Here is a 17,275-nt window from a genome sequence, read left to right as displayed (position 1 = left end):
TATGTCAAAATATAAAACAATTCTGCAATCTAATAAAGACGAATTACATTCTTTATATGAAATTGCAAACCAAGATTCATGGAAACCAATTTATCATATCCATCCACCATTTGGATTAATGAATGATCCTAACGGTGTATCATACTACAATGATGAATATCACGTTTTTTATCAATGGTATCCATTTGGTCCCATTCATGGAATGAAGCATTGGGGACATGTGAAGTCAAAAGACCTTATTAACTGGGAGCGTATGCCTGTAGCCATCATCCCTACTGAAAGCTATGAATCACACGGTGCATATTCTGGTAGTGCTATCGTAAAAGATGGCCTTCTTCATTTACTTTATACAGGGAATATAAAAAATCCTGATGATTCCCGTGATGCAAAACAATGTATGGCAACAATGGATTCACAATATACGATGACGAAATATAGTAATAATCCTGTTATTGATATAATTCCTGACGGATATACAAAACATGTACGTGATCCAAAAGTCTGGAAACATAATGATATGTACTATATGTTACTCGGTGCCCAACGTGAAAATACAACAGGAACTCTATTACTATACAAATCACAAGACCTATACAATTGGCATTTCCAAGGCGAAATTACAACAAATTTAAAAGAATTTGGATTTATGTGGGAATGCCCCGATTACTTCCAATTATCAGGGAAAGATGTACTTCTCTTTTCACCGCAAGGAATTGAAAAAGACGGAGAAAACTTTCACAATGTATACAATGTCGTTTATGCTATAGGTCATTTCGATATTAAAAATTTATATTTCCATATTGATTCCTATTACGAAGCTGATAAAGGATTCGATTTTTATGCCCCTCAAACTTTAGAAGACGCTACTAGTCGTCGCCTATTATTTGCTTGGGCAGGATCAAGTGAAATCACATATCCTTCTGATGATTATATGTGGGCTCATTGCCTAACACTTCCACGTGAATTAACATTAGAAGATAACATCATAAAACAAAAACCAGTTTCAGAATTAACAAAACTACGAACAACAAAAAAAGACATTTCAGGAGATATAACAGCTGGATTAAATGTATTATCAACGCTTGATGATGAAGGCTCCTATGAATTAATTGTTACACTTAAAACAGAAGATGCAAAGCGTTTTGGGCTTTCTCTCTTCCACAATGAGGAGGAATGTTTCCCCATTACATTTAATCGGGAACAAGGTACTATTTCTATAGACAGGAGCAACTTCTACCATCAATTTGGCGGAGAATATGGATTTGAACGCTGTAAAAAAATCGATATTCAAGATACGATAGAACTACAAATATTTGTAGATAAAAGCATCGTGGAAATTTTCTTATACGATGGTTCAACAGTCTTTACGTCCCGAGTTTTTCCTCGAAAAGACATGAAACATCATATCGCAATCTTTTCAGATGCAAAACTAAACTTTACCATCACACAATATAAGCTGAAAAGAGGGATTGTATGAGAAATGTCTTTTGTATAGGTGAACTATTAATTGATTTTGTGTGCCGAAATACTAACGTTTCTTTAGTAAACGGTTCAGATTTCGAAAAAAAAGCTGGTGGAGCACCCGCTAACGTTGCTGCTGCGATTACAAAATTAGGTGGACACGCTACATTTATGGGGCAAGTAGGAAACGATCCATTTGGTGAGTTTCTTGAACAAACTTTACAGCGTGCGCAAGTCGATACATCCATGCTCATAAAAGATAAACAAACAACACTTGCATTCGTATCCATCGATCAAGATGGCGAACGTGATTTTACTTTTATGCGTGGTGCAGATGGTGAATATCAATTCAATAGCATTGATTTATCAAAAATACAAACAAATGATTTAATACATTTCGGTTCAGCGACAGCTTTACTATCAAGCCCATTAAAAGAAACGTATTTCCAGTTGTTACAATATGCGAAAGATAACGGCCATTTTATTTCTTTTGATCCAAATTATCGAAGTGCACTCATTACAAATACAGAACAATTCTCTCAAGATTGTCTAACCTTTATAAAACATGCACACTTCGTAAAAGTAAGTCAAGAGGAAGCTACTATGCTCTCTAAAGAAAGTGATTTACAACAAGCTGCACTCAAATTATTAAATTATGGCGCAAAAGTAGTAGCTATTACACTTGGAAAAGACGGTACCCTTCTTGCGACAAATGAAGGTCAAACCATTGTCTCTTCTATTTCCATTCAACAAGTCGATACAACTGGTGCTGGTGATGCTTTCGTTGGAGCAATGTTATATCAGATTGCCCAAAGTGAACATACACTTTCGTATCATTTCAAAGACTTAACAGCGTTTATCTCCTTTGCAAATAAAGTAGGCGCTATCACATGTACAAATTACGGTGCAATTGCCTCTCTTCCATCATTAACAGATATAAAAGCATACGATTAATCGTATGCTTTTTTTACATTCCTCTCCAAAAATCATGCATAATAAAAAAGTACAAAATAACGAGAACGGCCGTCCCGCATAGGGTAATGCGCCGATATATACTCTTCTCTCCTTCCCTTGCTTTCACAAACGCCCAAATAAATCCGAAGAACAATATTAAATCAACATATGGAACATAAAAAGAAAAGACGAGAAACGCATATAAATACACGATAAATAAACAGGTCGTTACTAAGAAAACTTTAAACGCAAATTCACTTTTCATAATATAACCGCCCCCTATCTGTACTGTATTATATTCAGCAAAATACAATAGTTGCAGTTAAACTCCAAGTATAAATAAGCTACCGTCTATAATACGGTAGCCATTACGGAACATTGTATTTCCGTTTATATATATTACTTAAAATCGAAGAAGGAATTTGCTCGTAACGAATTTTCTCTCCTGTTTCATCTATAATATACGAATTGTTTCCTATATAATATATTCCATCTTTTCGTTTTGAGTACACTGGATATCTTTCATTTGGCAATACCGTTTTCACTTTCGTTAACTGTCCATTTGGTTCTTGCCAATATATATCCGCGCGGTCTACTAGCGTAAGTACTCCAATTTGTTCTTCTTCTATTTTTCGACCATTCCAGCTCACAACGCGATAACCAAGCTTATTCGCTTCATATTCGGGACTCGTATGAAAACGAGAAATGATTACTTTTGTTTGTAATTGTACTCGGTCATATAACCATTGTATATCCCTGTCATGCATGCGAATACAACCATTTGATTCCCTACTTCCAATCGTCCATTCCCGATTTGTCCCGTGAATCGCATATTCATTCTTATCTAGTCCCAGCCACCTCGTACCGAGAGGGTTATTCGGTGCACCCCCAGGTATTTTTTTTCGATGGTATTCTTTATTTTTAAATTTAGTTATAATACAAAAGTTACCTTCAGGCGTAGGTGTACGCTCTCTTCCAGTCGTTACTGGAAATGTTTTTGTGTAATTTCCATTTTCAAAAAAAGACAACTGGTTTGTCGTAAGATTTACTAATATTAAATGATCTGTATTAGCAAAAGCACTAACCGGTAGGATGAAAAATAATAGTATGACGAAACATGACTTTTTCAGCTATATCCCCCCTAGTGCTCACTATAATAAGTGGAATTAACATTACTTTGCTCTTATAAATGAAAACTATCCATTTACAATAACTCCCCCATTTACATGTATCATTTGTCCGCTAACATAGGATGAATCACTAGACGCTAAATATACATATGCTGGCGCTAATTCATATGGTTGACCAGGTCTTTGCATCGGAACATTGCTCCCAAACTGTGATACTTTTTTCTCATCAAAGCTTGATGGAATAAGTGGTGTCCAAATTGGTCCTGGCGCAACACCATTTACACGAATCCCTTTTTGCACTAACGATTGGGAAAGTGATCTTGTAAAAGCTACGATTGCCCCTTTCGTTGCGGAATAATCAATTAAAGTTTCATTTCCTTCGTATGCAACGATAGACGCTGTATTTATAATGACATCACCTTGCTTTAAATGAGAAAGTGCGGCTTTCGCAACGTGAAAATAAGAAAAAATATTAATACGAAAAGTCTTCTCTAGCTGTTCTGCTGTAATATACTCTAAGCCTTGCTGCGGATATTGCTGCGCGACATTATTTACCAAAACCTGTAAACTACCTAACTGCTGGACGGTCTCTTGAACAACATCTTTACAATGCTGTTCATCACTTAAATCACCCGGCAACAATACACACTTTACACCTTCTTTCTCAACATATTGCTTCGTCTCATTAGCATCCCCCTCCTCATCTAAATACGCAATCGCAATATTTGCTCCCTCTTTCGCAAAAGCGATGGAAACAGCTCGTCCAATTCCGCTATCTCCACCTGTAATTAATACATTCTTTCCTTTTAACTTTTCGCTTCCTTTATAATTGGGATCTTCAAACTGCGGTAGAGGATTCATTAATGATTCAATGCCAGGCTGTTTATTTTGATGTTGCGCCGGCATTGTTACAAAGTTTTTTTGCTGTGGCATAGCTTCTTTCAACTCCTTTTTCTTATAATGTGCATAATAAAAACTGGAATTCGCACATCATATTACGATTAATATTCGAATTTAAGACACAAAATATGAATTGTTGTAAACTTTTTATGCAAAACTATTGCAAAATAGTTAAAAAACGAATATTATATATAACTGTTGTGAAAATTATTCGTAAACAGAAAGGATGTTTATATGTTTAACCTTTCAAAACATAAAACTTCTATTAAAACTGAAATTATGGCAGGTATTATTACCTTCTTAACAATGGCATATATCATTGTCGTAAACCCTGTCATCCTTGGGGATGCAGGTGTTCCATTTGAACAAGCATTTACAGCAACAATTATTGCTGCTGTTGTCGGAACATTATTTATGGCAATCTTTACAAACTTACCAATCGCAATCGCGCCAGGTATGGGATTAAATGCTTACTTCTCTTACTCTGTTGTAAAAGCACATGAAGGCATGACTTTCGCAATTGCATTCTCTGCTGTATTCGTAGCAGGTATGATTTTAATTTTGCTATCATTTACATCTTTCCGTACAAAATTAATGGAAGCAATTCCTGAAAACTTAAAACATGCAATTACTGCTGGTATCGGGCTATTTATCGCCTTTATCGGTTTACGTTTAACAGGTATCGTTACAAAAAATGATGCAAACTTAGTTGGACTTGGTGATCTTCACTCTGCTCCAGTTCTACTAGCATTAGCTGGACTTGGAATTACTATTATCCTTATGTCTTTAAATGTAAATGGCGCACTATTTATCGGCATGCTATTAACTGGTATTATCGCTTTCTTCACAGGACAATTAACATTCTCAAATGGTGTTACATCAATGCCTGGATTACCAGAAGGAATTATCGTTTCAAATCCAATTACTGCTGTATCTGATGTAATTAACTACGGATTGTACGGCGTTGTATTTTCATTCTTCCTTGTTACATTGTTCGATACAACAGGTACATTACTTGGGGTAGCTCAACAAGGTGGATTTATGAAAGATGGGAAACTTCCAAAAGCTGGACGAGCTCTTCTATCTGACTCATTCTCGGCAACAATCGGTTCTATGTTCGGAACAACACCATCAACAGCTTACATTGAATCTTCTGCTGGCGTTGCAGCTGGTGGTCGTACTGGTTTAACAACTGTTACAGTAGCTGTTCTATTCGCACTAGCAGCATTCTTTGGACCATTAGTAAGTGCCGTTTCTGGTGTATCAGCTATTACTGCCCCATCATTAATTATCGTTGGTAGTCTTATGATGGGTTCAGTTCGCCACATCGATTGGGACGCATTTGATGAAGCATTCCCAGCATTCTTAGTAATATTAAGCATGCCACTTACATCAAGTATCGCAACAGGTATCGCACTTGGATTTATTTCATACCCACTTATGAAAGTAGCAAAAGGTAAATTCCGTGCTGTTCACCCACTTGTATATGTATTTGGAATTTTGTTTGCTTATCAATTAATATTCTTACCACATTAAAAAAGTAGAGCATCGAAATCCGATGCTCTACTTTTCTTTTATAACAATCATTCAAACTATAACGGTCCCTCCAAAATATGAAGGAGCTTATAACCTTTTAATATTTCTCTTCTACCTGTAATTCTTTACTATACTTTTGAATGAAAACTGATGAAATAACCATTACTATGCCCACACTAAAACTAATAAGTTGATCTAATAACATTTCATCATGAATAAACCAGCGAAGTAAAAATACGCTACCAAAAATAAACATCATAATAAATCCAGTATGTCTAAGTCCTTTATATACATTTTCCATATGTATCACCTCTTCACATACTTTTATCCATATTATACCATAATCTAAAAACGTGTATAACCAACATTCGGTATTGAAACCAATAATAAAAAGACTGCAGAGAACTCCATCTCCACAGCCTAATTATTATTTTTGCAAAAACGCCTGCAAATCTGCAAACTGTCTCTTTGCATCTTCATAGCCTTGCTCATATAGATTTTGTAGTTTTGCTGTATCTTTTTCCATACGATCTACTTGAAGCGGCACTTCTGGACGAATAACAAATAAATTCCCAGCTTGTTCTTCTTTTTCAATGTAGTGAAGTGTTTCATTATACACTTCATAACGATTCAGCATCGTGTTAACAAGGTTCGGATATTTTTTATAAGCTTTCGCTGCAACCCATCCAAACTTTGATTTTTTCTTCGCGTAACCATGATTTCTCGTTAAAATAACGACTGATTTTTTAAAACCATCTTCCTGTGCTTTACGAACTGGAATTGGATCCGAAATCCCGCCATCTAATAATTGCTTACCACGGTAATTTACTACAGGTGCAATGAAAGGCAATGAACTAGATGCTTGTAATAAATTTAGTGCATCATCATTCGTTCCTTCTTTTTCAAAATAAATAGACTGTCCTGTTTCACAATCTGTCGTTCCTACAAGGAAACGCTCTTGGCTATTAAAGTATGTTTCAAAATCAAACGGAACATGCTTTTCTGGAATCTCATGAAAAATGAACTCCATATCGAATAACTGGCGTTTTCTCCATAAATTTTTATACGATAAGTATTTTGGGTGTGATGCATAATCAATATTTACTGTTTTATTTCTATTTCTTTGTCTGGAAAGATACGACGCTGCATGACAAGCACCAGCTGATACACCGATTACATATGGAAAATATAAATCTTGTTCCATAAAGTATTCTAATATCCCGCCCGTGTACACACCACGCATACCGCCGCCTTCTAATACTAACCCCGTATTTTCAAGCATGTTACTCTCTCCTCTATATATATTGACTCTTTAATTATTCACCATGTTAAGTATCTTTTTCTATTATATATGAGTTCTTTCAGAAATTATATTCAAAAGACTTGAGAAAAAGGAGTTTTTTCTTCCAATTATATTTCCAAATGGTTGGAGACATCCTTTATAAATCTTTGAATAAAATCTTGCTCTTCTTTCGTATATCTATCTAAAAATAACAGCCACTTTTCTTCAGCTTGTTTATGTAATTTATCATGAGCTTTATATATTTCATTTCCGCTTTCCGTTAAACGGAAGAAGATTTCTTTTTGATTATCTAACATTTGCATCTTCTCAACGAATTTCTTTTGAAACAACTTTGTACAAATTTTAGAGATTGCACCCTTCGTCATTCCCATTTCTGTCGTAATAGCAGTTACATTCATCAAACCATTTTTCCCGATACACTCGATCACATGTAACTCAGATAAAGACATACCACTTATACCTGTCTCACGAAGAAATTTCTCATTTTGCCCTTTCAAATGTTCTTCTTTTTTATGCAAAAGTGTACGAATGTCCGAAAGTATTTCCATTTGTTTCGTTGCATAATCCAATCCGTTCGCCTCCTGAGTTTCTAAAGAAACAAATTAACTATATACCATTTTAAAATCATTTTTTCATATTTACAAGTGAGAAAATCATGTTAAAATAAATTTAGTTTCCAAGGAAACTAAATGACAAGGAGGTTAACATAATGAAAAAATCCAAAATACATTTCATTTTATATGTCGTCTGTATGAGTGCCTTACTCGGTTCCTTCGCTCAAAATATTTACACGCCTATCTTGCCCATGATTCAAGGTTCTTTTCACACTTCTCTTTATCTTGTAAATGTAACAGTTTCCCTTTTCACATTCGTTCTTGCGATTATGCAGCTCATATATGGACCTTTGATTGATACAAGAGGGAGAAAATCTGTCCTTATCCCTAGTTTGATCATTAGTACAATTGGTTCAATCGGATGTGCTTTTTCAGCGAACATATATGTATTTCTATTTTTCAGAGCTGTTCAAGCTATAGGAATAGCAGCTATACCTGTAGTAGCAGCAACGATTATCGGCGATTTATTTGAAGGAAAAGAACGAGGAGAAGCAATGAGCCTGTATCAAATGTTACTTGCTCTTGCACCTGCAATCGGCCCTCTCATTGGTGGTTATCTAGGCAGTATAAATGGCCACGTATCCGTATTTCTCTTTTTATCTATACTTGGCATTCTCTTATTAACGATAAATATTTCACTACTTCCAGAAACAAAACCAACTGTAAGTAAACAACCGCAAGCAAAAAAGAATTACTGGTTTATCTTAAAAAATAAAACTGGATTTTCTATTACTCTTATTGGCTTCATTCAATTTTGTATTTACTTTTGCTTCCTCGTTTTTTTACCGAGCATTTTAACAAATTCATTTCACTTAACTGCAAGTGAAATTGGTCTTATGTTTGTACCGATGTCTCTTTCTATTATGCTAGGAAGTTATTGCTACAAGTTTTTGCAAAAACGCCTCACAACAAAGCAAGCTTTATTCATTACAAGTTTCTTCAATATTATATGTGTCACTTTATTCTCTTTCACATATAACATCAATATCACGTTCATCATTATCGTTACATCTTTGTACGGTTTTAGTATGGGACTTTCTATGCCAACTCATACTACTTTATTAACAGAAGAATTTGTACAAGAACGCGCAACAGCTATCGGTATGTACAACTTCATCCGCTATCTTGGTATGGGTACAGGGCCACTTATAGGTGGATTTCTTTTATTTAACCAAAAATACTTTTGGATTTTCTTCCTAGGCGCAATTATGTTTTTACTTGTAATCTTATATGCAATGAAAATGCTACGCTTTCATGCTGTACAAAAAGTAAAATAGGGCCCCAAAAAGGTCAGCTCTATTTTACCCTCTTTGATCCGCAACAATATGAATATCAATAAATTTTGTTTGTCTCATAATTTCATTTACAATAGAGCCTTTTCGTATTTCTTCCCACCTTGTTCTTGCCGATTGTCCAAGTAAAATTTGCGTCACCTGTAATCTTTTTGCCACTTCAATAATAACATCTGCTGGCTTTCTTCCTTTTGCTTCTTCTAATACAAAGCTTGCATCAAATTGATTCGTTAGCAACTTCCACTCTTCAATCGTCTGCTTTTTTCCAGCTGAAATAGAATCTATATTTTCCCTCTCAACGTTTAATACGTACAATTCAGCATTTAACCGATCAGCCATGCGCCATCCCCGTCTTATTAATTTCTCCGCTGTTGAACTGTATTGTACACAAACGAGAATTTTTTCTTTTACGCCAATTGGTTCTATTACTGTTTGGCTAATTTTCTCGTCCATATCATCGGCAACTTCTCGAAGTGATAATTCCCTAAGTGCTCCTAAATTATTAAGTGTAAAGAAGTTTTGTAAGCTTTGCTGAATTTTTTCTTCTTTATATATCTTTCCGACTATTAGTCTCTTCCTTAATACCTCAGGCGTTGCATCAACGAGCTGAATTTCATTTGCTTTTTGTAAAATAAAATCTGGAATTCGTTCTCTTACTTTTACATTCGTAATTTGAGCTACAATATCATGAACACTTTCTAAATGTTGAATATTAAAAGCTGATAATACCGATATACCAGCCTCTAACAATTCCTGCACATCCATATAACGTTTCTTATGTTTAGAACCAGGAACATTACTATGCGCAAGTTCATCCACAACAACGACTTGCGGTGCCCGTTTTATAATTCCTTCCACATCGAGTTCATAAAACACTTTCCCTTTATAATCTATTTCTTTTAAAGAAACTTGTTCTAAATCAGCAATTGCGTCTTCTGTCTCTTTTCTCCCGTGCGTTTCAATTAAACCAATTACAATATCCGTACCATCCTTTTTCATCTCTCTAGCATCATAGAGCATTTTATAACTTTTTCCTACGCCTGGAGCTGCTCCTACATATAGCTTTAACTTTCCGCGATTTTGCTGACGAATATATTCTAAATATTCCTCTGGCGTTCGCCTTTGAAACTTCGGTTCATAATCATCTGCATACAAAATAAACACTACCTTTCATTCGAAACAACGCTACCTCAATCCATTAGATTGAGGTAGCACTGTTACTATTTCATTAATTTCTGTAATGCCAAATTTAGCTTTAAGACGTTCACTCGATCTTCTCCAAATAAACCAAGTGCTGCACCTTCTGTTTGATCTTTAATCAACTGATCCAGCGTTTCTTTCGGGATTCTCGTTAATTTCGAGATGCGCTCTACCTGTACGGACGCCCCCTTCGGACTAATATCAGGATCTAGCCCTGAACCTGAATTCGTTACTAAATCCATCGGCACTTCTGTAACTGGAACAGTTGGATTTTGTTTCTTCCACTCTTCAATACTTTTCTCTACCCGTTTTGCTAAATCTGGATTAGATGGTGCATAGTTATTTGAACCAGATGCTTCAGCCTTATATTCAATACTAGAAACACGCCCTTGAAAATAACGTGGATCCGTGAAGTTTTGACCAATTAATTTAGAACCAATCACTTCATTTTTATCATTATATATTAGACTTCCATCCGCATTATCCTTCATCACTGCTTGTGCAATACCAGTAACAATAAGTGGGTATACAAGTCCACACAACACTAGAAATGTAAAAGTAATACGGATAATTGGTGATAGTATACTTTGTTTCTTCTCCATCTTTTTCCCCTCTTCCTTATATAAACAAGCCGACAATCATATCAATTACCTTAATTCCAATGAACGGAACGATAACTCCGCCAAGCCCATAAATAAGTAAGTTTCGGCTAAGCAATGCATTAGAACTCATCGGTTTATATGCAATACCTTTCATCGCTAACGGAATGAGTAATGGAATAATAACAGCGTTAAATATTAATGCTGATAAAATCGCTGACAGTGGTGATGTTAATTTCATAATGTTCAATGCCTCCATTTGCGGAATCGCAAGTGTAAACATTGCTGGAATGATTGCAAAATATTTCGCTATATCATTCGCAATACTAAACGTCGTTAACGCACCTCGCGTCATTAACAATTGCTTACCGATTCCTACAACCTCAATAATTTTCGTCGGATTCGAGTCTAGATCAATCATGTTCGCCGCTTCTTTCGCTGCTGTCGTACCACTATTCATCGCTAATCCAACGTCCGCCTGTGCTAATGCCGGCGCATCATTTGTACCATCACCTGTCATCGCTACAAGTTTCCCTTTATCTTGCTCTGCTTTAATAACAGCAATCTTATCTTCTGGTTTACACTCGGCAACGAATTCATCTACTCCTGCTTCTTTTGCAATCGTTGCTGCTGTTAACGGATTATCACCTGTACACATAACCGTTTTAATCCCCATTTGGCGCAACTGTTCAAAACGATCACGCATACCCGGTTTTACTGTATCCTTTAAATAAATTAAGCCATAAATACGATTATCTACTGCAACTACAAGTGGTGTTCCGCCCTCTTTTGAAATTAAGTCTGCTTTTTGATTTACATCTTTCGGAATTGTTCCGCCTTGTGACTCAACCCATTCAATAACGGCACCTACAGCACCTTTTCTCACTTTCGTTCCGTCTTGTAAATCAACACCACTCATTCTCGTTTCTGCTTTAAACGGAACAAACTCACCTTGTTCTGCAAGTTCTCTATTATATGATATAGATTTTCCCTGCACATACTCGATAACAGATCGGCCTTCTGGTGTTTCATCTAAAACAGAACTAATAGCAGCCCACTTTCCAACTTGCTCAATCGTTTCATTTCCTACAGGTAATAATGTATGAGCCATTCGGTTCCCAAAAGTAATCGTACCTGTTTTATCTAAAATAATTGTATTAATATCGCCCGCAGCTTCTACTGCTTTCCCTGACATCGCTAACACGTTAAATTTTGTTACCCGGTCCATCCCAGCAATACCAATTGCCGATAATAGCCCACCAATTGTCGTTGGAATTAAACAAACTAATAATGCAACTAGCACAGCAGTATCAATTTGAAAACCTAAATAATTTGTAAAAATCGGCAACGTCACAACGACGATCAAGAAAATAAGAGTTAAGCTCGTTAATACTGTATTTAAAGCAATCTCATTCGGCGTTTTTTGACGAGCAGCTCCTTCTACTAAAGAAATCATTTTGTCGATAAATGATTCACCAGGATTACTCGTAATGACAATTGTAATTTCATCACTTACGACCATCGTTCCACCTGTTACGGAACAAAAATCACCGCCTGCTTCTTTTATAACAGGAGCTGATTCCCCTGTAATTGCAGATTCATCTACAGATGCTAACCCTTTGATTACTTCACCATCACTTGGAATCATTTCTCCTTGTTTTACGATAACAACGTCACCTTTTGTAAGATCAGTTGCTGAAACTTGGACAATGTCTCCATTTTCTTTTACAACATTTGCAAACACATCTTTCTTCGACTGCTTTAAAGAATCGGCTTGCGCTTTACCACGACCTTCTGCTAATGCTTCTGCAAAATTCGCAAATAAAACTGTAAATAATAGAATGAGAGAAACTGTTATATTAAACCAACCTGGTATACTACTAGAACTACTTGGAAGAAAAGATAAAATGAACGTAATGATAAATCCAATTTCCACAACGAACATAATCGGATTCTTTATCATGACTTTCGGATTCAATTTCGCAATGGATTGCTTCATAGCATGTGTTACGATATCACGATCCATCGTTTTCGCTTGTCTAACTTCATCTTCTACAGCATGTATTTGTGACTCATTTAATTGTTTTTCTTTTACTACTACCGGTCTCATCATTTACCCTCCATTACTTCAATGTAAGAAATTCTGCAATTGGTCCGAGTACTAACATCGGGAAGAATGTTAATGCACCAACAATTACAATTGTTCCGATAAAGATACCACCAAATAAACTATTATCTGTACGGAACGTTCCGACTGTTTCTGGCACTACCGTTTTTTCTTTCAACGAAGCTGCCACAGCTAGCATCGTAATTAAACTGAAGTAACGTCCTAAAAACATAACTAAACCAGTCGTAATATTCCAAAACGGTGTATTATCTCCTAATCCTTCAAATCCAGATCCGTTATTCGCAGCTGACGATGTATATTCATATACAACTTGCGTTAAACCGTGGAAACCGGAATGAGAAATAGCATCCGTCCCTAAATTTGTTGAAAGAGCTAATGCCGAAAAGCCTAAAATGAGCAATGGATGAAATAAAATCGTGACCGCAATTAATTTCATTTCCTTACCTTCAATCTTTTTACCTAAAAACTCTGGTGTCCGTCCAACCATTAACCCAGATATAAACACTGCAATAATTGCATACATAATAATATTTACAAAACCTGCTCCAACGCCGCCATATACTGTGTTTAACATCATATTTACAAGTGGAACTAAACCGCCAATTGGTGTTAACGTATCATGCATCGTATTAACGGCGCCTGTTTCAGCAGCTGTCGTTACCGTTGCGTATAGTGAAGAAAATACTGTTCCAAATCGTACTTCTTTCCCTTCTGTACCTCCTTGTACATGTTCGATACCCATTCCATTTAATGCCGGATTCCCGTTTAGTTCAGATGTCGTAATTGTTATAAATCCTAGTAAAAACACCATAAAAAGTGAAACGAAAAGGATGCGACCTTGTTTTTTATTTCCTACCATTCGTCCGTACGTAAATGGAAGTGCTGTTGGTAATAACATCATAAGCATCATTTGCAAAATATTACTCATTTGTCCTGGATTTTCAAAAGGATGCGTAGAGTTTGCTCCGAAAAATCCACCGCCGTTATTTCCAAGTTCCTTAATGGAAACGAATGATGCAACAGGTCCACGTAATATACTTTGTTTTGCCCCATCAATCGTTTGTGCTGTAACCGCTCCATCTAACGTTTGCGGTACGCCAAGTGCGACAAAAACTAGTGCCGCAATAAATGCGATAGGAAGAAACACTCTCGTTAACGCTCTCGTAAAATCAACGAAAAAGTTACCAAGTTCTTTTCCAGCAAGTCCTCTTATAAAAGCCATAACGAGCGCCAATGTCGTTGCTGGTGCCGCAAACATTAAAAATGTAATCCCGATTAATTGTGATAAATAGGATAAACCATTTTCACCGCTATAATGCTGTAAGTTTGTATCAGCCATAAAACTAATCGCTGTATTAAAAGCGAGCGTAGGCTCCATCCCTTCAATATGCGCTGGATTTAGCGGCAACACACCTTGTAATCTGAAAATGAAATATACAATAACAATCATAAATCCGTTGAGTAAAACTAATGATAATGCGTACTGTTTCCACGTTTGATTGTATTCTTTTACACCCGTAATTTTAAAAATAAGTTTTTCAAAAGGCCCGAATACTTTATCTAGCATTTTGCTACCTTGAAAAGCTTTTTCTAAATAAATCCCCATTGGCTTTGCTACTAAAATAAACAAGAGCATTGTAATAATGACTGCAACCCAAATCATAATGAATGATTCCCCCTAATTAAAACTTCTCTGGATTTAATAATGCATACACTAAATACACTGTAATTGCTGCGACAATAACCGATAAGACAATCATCATGATTGCTTTCCTTCTTTCACAACTTTATCTGACCAACTTGCAAGACTTGCCATTGATGCAACTAATAAAATAAAAATCCCGACCATTACAACATCTAACATAGCTATCCCTCGCTTTATTTTTTGTTAAAATTTACCATTTGAATATTAAAAAAGAACACTGAGCTCTACTCAGTGTTCAAAAAATGAACAACAAAAAGTAAACCTCCTCTCTAAACGCTTACGAGGTTAGCTGTCGGATTCGGGCCTAAAGAGTAGCCCTACTTTCAAAACTGAAAGATTCACCCCAAGTGACGATGCACAAAATTGGTTCCCCCGCTCCATTTCTGGAACTCAGCGATTTTAGGTTTTTTTGGAAATTTTATGAATGATTTATGAGAGTAAATATACTCCTCTATATTTCACTTGTAAAGGGTTAAATTACTGAAAATAATAATATTTAAATCCATTTAAACGCTTACATTGAAGATTATTATTATTATTTCATCTATTTTCTTTATTTCTCTTCTCTTTTCTTAAAAATGACCTTTTAGATATGAAATAAAAAGAGCGAATGAGATGAAGTGCATAGCTTGTTGCACTCAGCATTCGCTCTTTTTTATTCAACCTTTATTCTCCTCGTAAAAATGCACGTAAATTTCTCCCACGAATATAAACTTGTGTCAATTCTGCATGTAGCTGCTCATACTCGGTAATATCCACCTCTAAATACAAAGCATCTTTTGATGGTAATATAATATACGGCCCTGGAAAAAGGGGATCGATCTTAACCAATTCTTGAACTCGCTCTACCGATACTGCCCAACGATTTGCTATATCTCCAAGTAATAGTACCTTCATCATTTCTTCCCCCGCCCTATTCAAAAAATAAAAAAGAAATATTATCACAATTTGTAAACACGACAAACTTAGCTCCAATTGTTTCATAGAGCCTCGCTGGATATCGTTTATTCCTTGTAACAACAGTAATAGGTGCTTGAAAAGAAAAGCGAATGTGTTCTGTGAAAAAACTAACGATTGGAAGCTCATCCCCTAGTAAAATCACCTTCTTAATACACTCAAAAATACTAGTAAAGTCCTGCTCCTTACTGCAGCTATAAGTCCAATCAAACCCACAATTCCTAACTTCAGCCGCTATCTCTTCATTTGCTGTAAAAATAATTAACTCATGTTGAAATGATACTAGATCTCTTAAACTATCTACCTTACTTTCTTCTCCAACACAAATAAGTGTTAGTTCCATGTACCTCATCCTCCTTAGTATAAAAGAAATCAAACATAAATTGATATTCCCCTATACTAATCAGATCGATGAAGTGATGTATCCATCATGGCACCGTCCTCTCTCAAGACGCTTACGAAGTTAGCTGTCGGATTCGGACTTTGAGAGTAGCCCTACTTTCAAACTTGAAAGATTCACCCCGAGTGACACTGCACAAATTGGTTCCTCCGCTCCATATAATTGGACTCAGCGTTTACAAAAAAATGTATTCTGGCTGATATATTACTCCTGTATTTTGAAAAAGTAAACAGAAAAAAAGCCAGTTATAAAACTGGCTTTTCACTTACCTATGCACGCGTTCTATTCACTTTATATGCAAAATGATTCGTCGGTCCATGACCACTACCAATATTCAATGGCTCTTCAATTGCTATACTAATAAATCGTTTTGCTTCTTGAACAGCATCTTCAATTGAGTATCCTTTCGCAAGTCCTGCTGTAACCGCTGAAGCAAATGTACACCCACTTCCGTGCGTTTGCTTTGAAGGAATTCGCTCGCTTCTAAACTCAATAAATTTTTCTCCATCAAAGAGGAAATCAATTACTTCATTACCTTGATATTCTGCATGTCCGCCCTTCATAAGCACATATTTAGCACCTAATTCGTGCAATACTTTTGCAGCTTCCTTACTATCTTCAACATTATGAATCTCCATCCCAGTTAACACTTCTGCTTCTGGGACATTCGGTGTTATAACAGTTGCTACTGGTAATAAATATTCTTTTAATGCTTGCACTGCTTCTTGTTGTAATAATGATGCACCGCCCTTAGCAATCATAACAGGATCTAGTACAATATTATTCCAGCCAAATTTATTAATATGTTCTGCTACAATTTGAATAACTTCGCTGCTAAATAACATTCCTAGTTTCACAGCATCTGGTGTTAAATCCGTACCAATTGAATTCAACTGTTCCGTAATACCTTCTAACGAAACTGGATATACCCCTTGAACGCCAAGCGTGTTTTGAGCAGTAATTGCCGTAATAGCCGTCATTCCATACACACCAAGCTCTTGGAATGTTTTTAAATCTGCTTGAATGCCGGCACCGCCGCCACTATCAGATCCTGCAATTGTTAAAGCTTTATTTATTTTCATCCCACTCATCCTTT

General features: G+C 36.0%; 19 protein-coding genes and 2 riboswitches. Of the genes, 4 read left to right on the top strand and 15 right to left on the bottom strand.

What is annotated here, in order from left to right; genetic code table 11:
* The first annotated feature begins 1 nt into the window (after position 1).
* Together scrB and F3I02_RS31870 are read left to right on the top strand one after the other, a co-directional pair.
* Positions 2 to 1,477 carry a beta-fructofuranosidase gene (gene scrB / locus F3I02_RS31875; protein ID WP_196478777.1) on the top strand — a complete coding sequence of 492 codons (1,476 nt, stop codon included), beginning with the start codon at positions 2 to 4 and terminating at the stop codon, positions 1,475 to 1,477.
* Positions 1,474 to 2,415 (top strand): carbohydrate kinase family protein, encoded by a 942-nt coding sequence (locus F3I02_RS31870; RefSeq protein ID WP_001246642.1) that lies wholly within the window; start codon positions 1,474 to 1,476, stop codon positions 2,413 to 2,415. Before scrB ends, F3I02_RS31870 begins: the two co-directional genes overlap by 4 nt.
* A 13-nt stretch (positions 2,416 to 2,428) precedes the next feature.
* Here F3I02_RS31870 and F3I02_RS31865 read toward each other — a convergent pair whose 3' ends face one another.
* From F3I02_RS31865 to F3I02_RS31855, 3 genes are all read right to left on the bottom strand, one after another.
* The gene (locus tag F3I02_RS31865; protein WP_000834195.1) at positions 2,429 to 2,680 is read right to left on the bottom strand and encodes a hypothetical protein; all 252 of its coding nucleotides are present in this window, start codon (positions 2,678 to 2,680) and stop codon (positions 2,429 to 2,431) included.
* A 103-nt stretch (positions 2,681 to 2,783) separates the two neighbouring features.
* Positions 2,784 to 3,545, bottom strand: coding sequence for a L,D-transpeptidase (locus F3I02_RS31860; protein WP_033669406.1), 762 nt, complete (start codon positions 3,543 to 3,545; stop codon positions 2,784 to 2,786).
* Between the two features lie 66 nt (positions 3,546 to 3,611).
* The gene (locus F3I02_RS31855) at positions 3,612 to 4,478 is read right to left on the bottom strand and encodes an SDR family oxidoreductase (RefSeq protein ID WP_001136284.1); all 867 of its coding nucleotides are present in this window, start codon (positions 4,476 to 4,478) and stop codon (positions 3,612 to 3,614) included.
* Between the two features lie 201 nt (positions 4,479 to 4,679).
* Here F3I02_RS31855 and F3I02_RS31850 point away from each other — a divergent pair, with 201 nt between their 5' ends.
* Positions 4,680 to 5,981, top strand: coding sequence for an NCS2 family permease (locus tag F3I02_RS31850; RefSeq protein ID WP_000482710.1), 1,302 nt, complete (start codon positions 4,680 to 4,682; stop codon positions 5,979 to 5,981).
* A gap of 97 nt (positions 5,982 to 6,078) precedes the next feature.
* On the opposite strand, the gene F3I02_RS31845 is transcribed toward F3I02_RS31850, so the two are convergent.
* From F3I02_RS31845 to F3I02_RS31835, 3 genes are all read right to left on the bottom strand, one after another.
* Entirely contained in the window at positions 6,079 to 6,282 is a 204-nt protein-coding gene (locus tag F3I02_RS31845; protein ID WP_000432808.1) for a hypothetical protein, read from the bottom strand.
* 126 nt (positions 6,283 to 6,408) lie between these two features.
* Positions 6,409 to 7,263, bottom strand: coding sequence for a patatin-like phospholipase family protein (locus F3I02_RS31840; protein WP_000892694.1), 855 nt, complete (start codon positions 7,261 to 7,263; stop codon positions 6,409 to 6,411).
* Between the two features lie 128 nt (positions 7,264 to 7,391).
* Positions 7,392 to 7,853 (bottom strand): MarR family transcriptional regulator, encoded by a 462-nt coding sequence (locus F3I02_RS31835; protein ID WP_000384217.1) that lies wholly within the window; start codon positions 7,851 to 7,853, stop codon positions 7,392 to 7,394.
* 140 nt (positions 7,854 to 7,993) lie between these two features.
* Between F3I02_RS31835 and F3I02_RS31830 the strand changes: the two genes are divergently transcribed.
* A complete protein-coding gene (locus F3I02_RS31830; RefSeq protein WP_046946543.1) occupies positions 7,994 to 9,175 on the top strand; it encodes an MFS transporter in 1,182 nt (393 codons plus the stop codon).
* 24 nt (positions 9,176 to 9,199) lie between these two features.
* Here F3I02_RS31830 and kdpDN read toward each other — a convergent pair whose 3' ends face one another.
* From kdpDN to thiD, 9 genes are all read right to left on the bottom strand, one after another.
* Positions 9,200 to 10,354: a KdpD-like non-kinase potassium sensor gene (kdpDN, locus tag F3I02_RS31825; protein ID WP_196478776.1), complete on the bottom strand. Its 1,155-nt coding sequence runs from the start codon at positions 10,352 to 10,354 to the stop codon at positions 9,200 to 9,202.
* Between the two features lie 56 nt (positions 10,355 to 10,410).
* Positions 10,411 to 10,992, bottom strand: coding sequence for a K(+)-transporting ATPase subunit C (kdpC, locus tag F3I02_RS31820; protein WP_046946542.1), 582 nt, complete (start codon positions 10,990 to 10,992; stop codon positions 10,411 to 10,413).
* A 16-nt stretch (positions 10,993 to 11,008) separates the two neighbouring features.
* Positions 11,009 to 13,099: a potassium-transporting ATPase subunit KdpB gene (gene kdpB / locus F3I02_RS31815; protein WP_001247995.1), complete on the bottom strand. Its 2,091-nt coding sequence runs from the start codon at positions 13,097 to 13,099 to the stop codon at positions 11,009 to 11,011.
* A gap of 13 nt (positions 13,100 to 13,112) precedes the next feature.
* Positions 13,113 to 14,780, bottom strand: a complete 1,668-nt coding sequence (gene kdpA / locus F3I02_RS31810) for a potassium-transporting ATPase subunit KdpA (RefSeq protein WP_196478775.1) — start codon at positions 14,778 to 14,780, stop codon at positions 13,113 to 13,115.
* Between the two features lie 19 nt (positions 14,781 to 14,799).
* Positions 14,800 to 14,877 carry a K(+)-transporting ATPase subunit F gene (gene kdpF / locus F3I02_RS31805; protein WP_223153441.1) on the bottom strand — a complete coding sequence of 26 codons (78 nt, stop codon included), beginning with the start codon at positions 14,875 to 14,877 and terminating at the stop codon, positions 14,800 to 14,802.
* The gene (locus F3I02_RS31800; RefSeq protein ID WP_000887894.1) at positions 14,877 to 14,981 is read right to left on the bottom strand and encodes a SipW-dependent-type signal peptide-containing protein; all 105 of its coding nucleotides are present in this window, start codon (positions 14,979 to 14,981) and stop codon (positions 14,877 to 14,879) included. The genes kdpF and F3I02_RS31800 overlap by 1 nt, the downstream gene beginning before the upstream one ends.
* 101 nt (positions 14,982 to 15,082) lie before the next feature.
* Positions 15,083 to 15,228, bottom strand: a riboswitch (cyclic di-AMP (ydaO/yuaA leader).
* A 260-nt stretch (positions 15,229 to 15,488) separates the two neighbouring features.
* Positions 15,489 to 15,722, bottom strand: a complete 234-nt coding sequence (locus F3I02_RS31795; protein ID WP_002163849.1) for a hypothetical protein — start codon at positions 15,720 to 15,722, stop codon at positions 15,489 to 15,491.
* Positions 15,723 to 15,735: 13 nt separating this feature from the next.
* Entirely contained in the window at positions 15,736 to 16,122 is a 387-nt protein-coding gene (locus tag F3I02_RS31790; protein ID WP_000424070.1) for a hypothetical protein, read from the bottom strand.
* Between the two features lie 93 nt (positions 16,123 to 16,215).
* A riboswitch (cyclic di-AMP (ydaO/yuaA leader) is annotated at positions 16,216 to 16,363 on the bottom strand.
* 85 nt (positions 16,364 to 16,448) lie between these two features.
* A complete protein-coding gene (gene thiD / locus F3I02_RS31785; RefSeq protein WP_003300058.1) occupies positions 16,449 to 17,270 on the bottom strand; it encodes a bifunctional hydroxymethylpyrimidine kinase/phosphomethylpyrimidine kinase in 822 nt (273 codons plus the stop codon).
* Positions 17,271 to 17,275: the final 5 nt, after the last annotated feature.

This window comes from Bacillus sp. SRB3LM (genome assembly GCF_015712745.1).
GTDB lineage: Bacteria > Bacillota > Bacilli > Bacillales > Bacillaceae_G > Bacillus_A > Bacillus_A thuringiensis_K.
The sequence above is the reverse complement of the archived record's forward strand: the minus strand, read 5'-3'. Positions and strand labels throughout refer to the sequence as shown.

Excerpts from the sequence above, each read along its gene's own strand:
- F3I02_RS31855 (WP_001136284.1), bottom strand. The coding sequence starts at position 4,478 with ATGCCACAGCAAAAAAACTTTGTAACAATGCCGGCGCAACATCAAAAT.
- kdpF (WP_223153441.1), bottom strand. The coding sequence starts at position 14,877 with ATGATTGTCTTATCGGTTATTGTCGCAGCAATTACAGTGTATTTAGTG.
- F3I02_RS31795 (WP_002163849.1), bottom strand. The coding sequence starts at position 15,722 with ATGATGAAGGTACTATTACTTGGAGATATAGCAAATCGTTGGGCAGTA.
- F3I02_RS31850 (WP_000482710.1), top strand. The coding sequence starts at position 4,680 with ATGTTTAACCTTTCAAAACATAAAACTTCTATTAAAACTGAAATTATG.
- kdpA (WP_196478775.1), bottom strand. The coding sequence starts at position 14,780 with ATGATTTGGGTTGCAGTCATTATTACAATGCTCTTGTTTATTTTAGTA.
- F3I02_RS31790 (WP_000424070.1), bottom strand. The coding sequence starts at position 16,122 with ATGGAACTAACACTTATTTGTGTTGGAGAAGAAAGTAAGGTAGATAGT.
- kdpB (WP_001247995.1), bottom strand. The coding sequence starts at position 13,099 with ATGAGACCGGTAGTAGTAAAAGAAAAACAATTAAATGAGTCACAAATA.
- F3I02_RS31845 (WP_000432808.1), bottom strand. The coding sequence starts at position 6,282 with ATGGAAAATGTATATAAAGGACTTAGACATACTGGATTTATTATGATG.
- thiD (WP_003300058.1), bottom strand. The coding sequence starts at position 17,270 with ATGAGTGGGATGAAAATAAATAAAGCTTTAACAATTGCAGGATCTGAT.
- F3I02_RS31830 (WP_046946543.1), top strand. The coding sequence starts at position 7,994 with ATGAAAAAATCCAAAATACATTTCATTTTATATGTCGTCTGTATGAGT.
- F3I02_RS31870 (WP_001246642.1), top strand. The coding sequence starts at position 1,474 with ATGAGAAATGTCTTTTGTATAGGTGAACTATTAATTGATTTTGTGTGC.
- scrB (WP_196478777.1), top strand. The coding sequence starts at position 2 with ATGTCAAAATATAAAACAATTCTGCAATCTAATAAAGACGAATTACAT.
- F3I02_RS31800 (WP_000887894.1), bottom strand. The coding sequence starts at position 14,981 with ATGTTAGATGTTGTAATGGTCGGGATTTTTATTTTATTAGTTGCATCA.
- kdpC (WP_046946542.1), bottom strand. The coding sequence starts at position 10,992 with ATGGAGAAGAAACAAAGTATACTATCACCAATTATCCGTATTACTTTT.
- F3I02_RS31840 (WP_000892694.1), bottom strand. The coding sequence starts at position 7,263 with ATGCTTGAAAATACGGGGTTAGTATTAGAAGGCGGCGGTATGCGTGGT.
- F3I02_RS31865 (WP_000834195.1), bottom strand. The coding sequence starts at position 2,680 with ATGAAAAGTGAATTTGCGTTTAAAGTTTTCTTAGTAACGACCTGTTTA.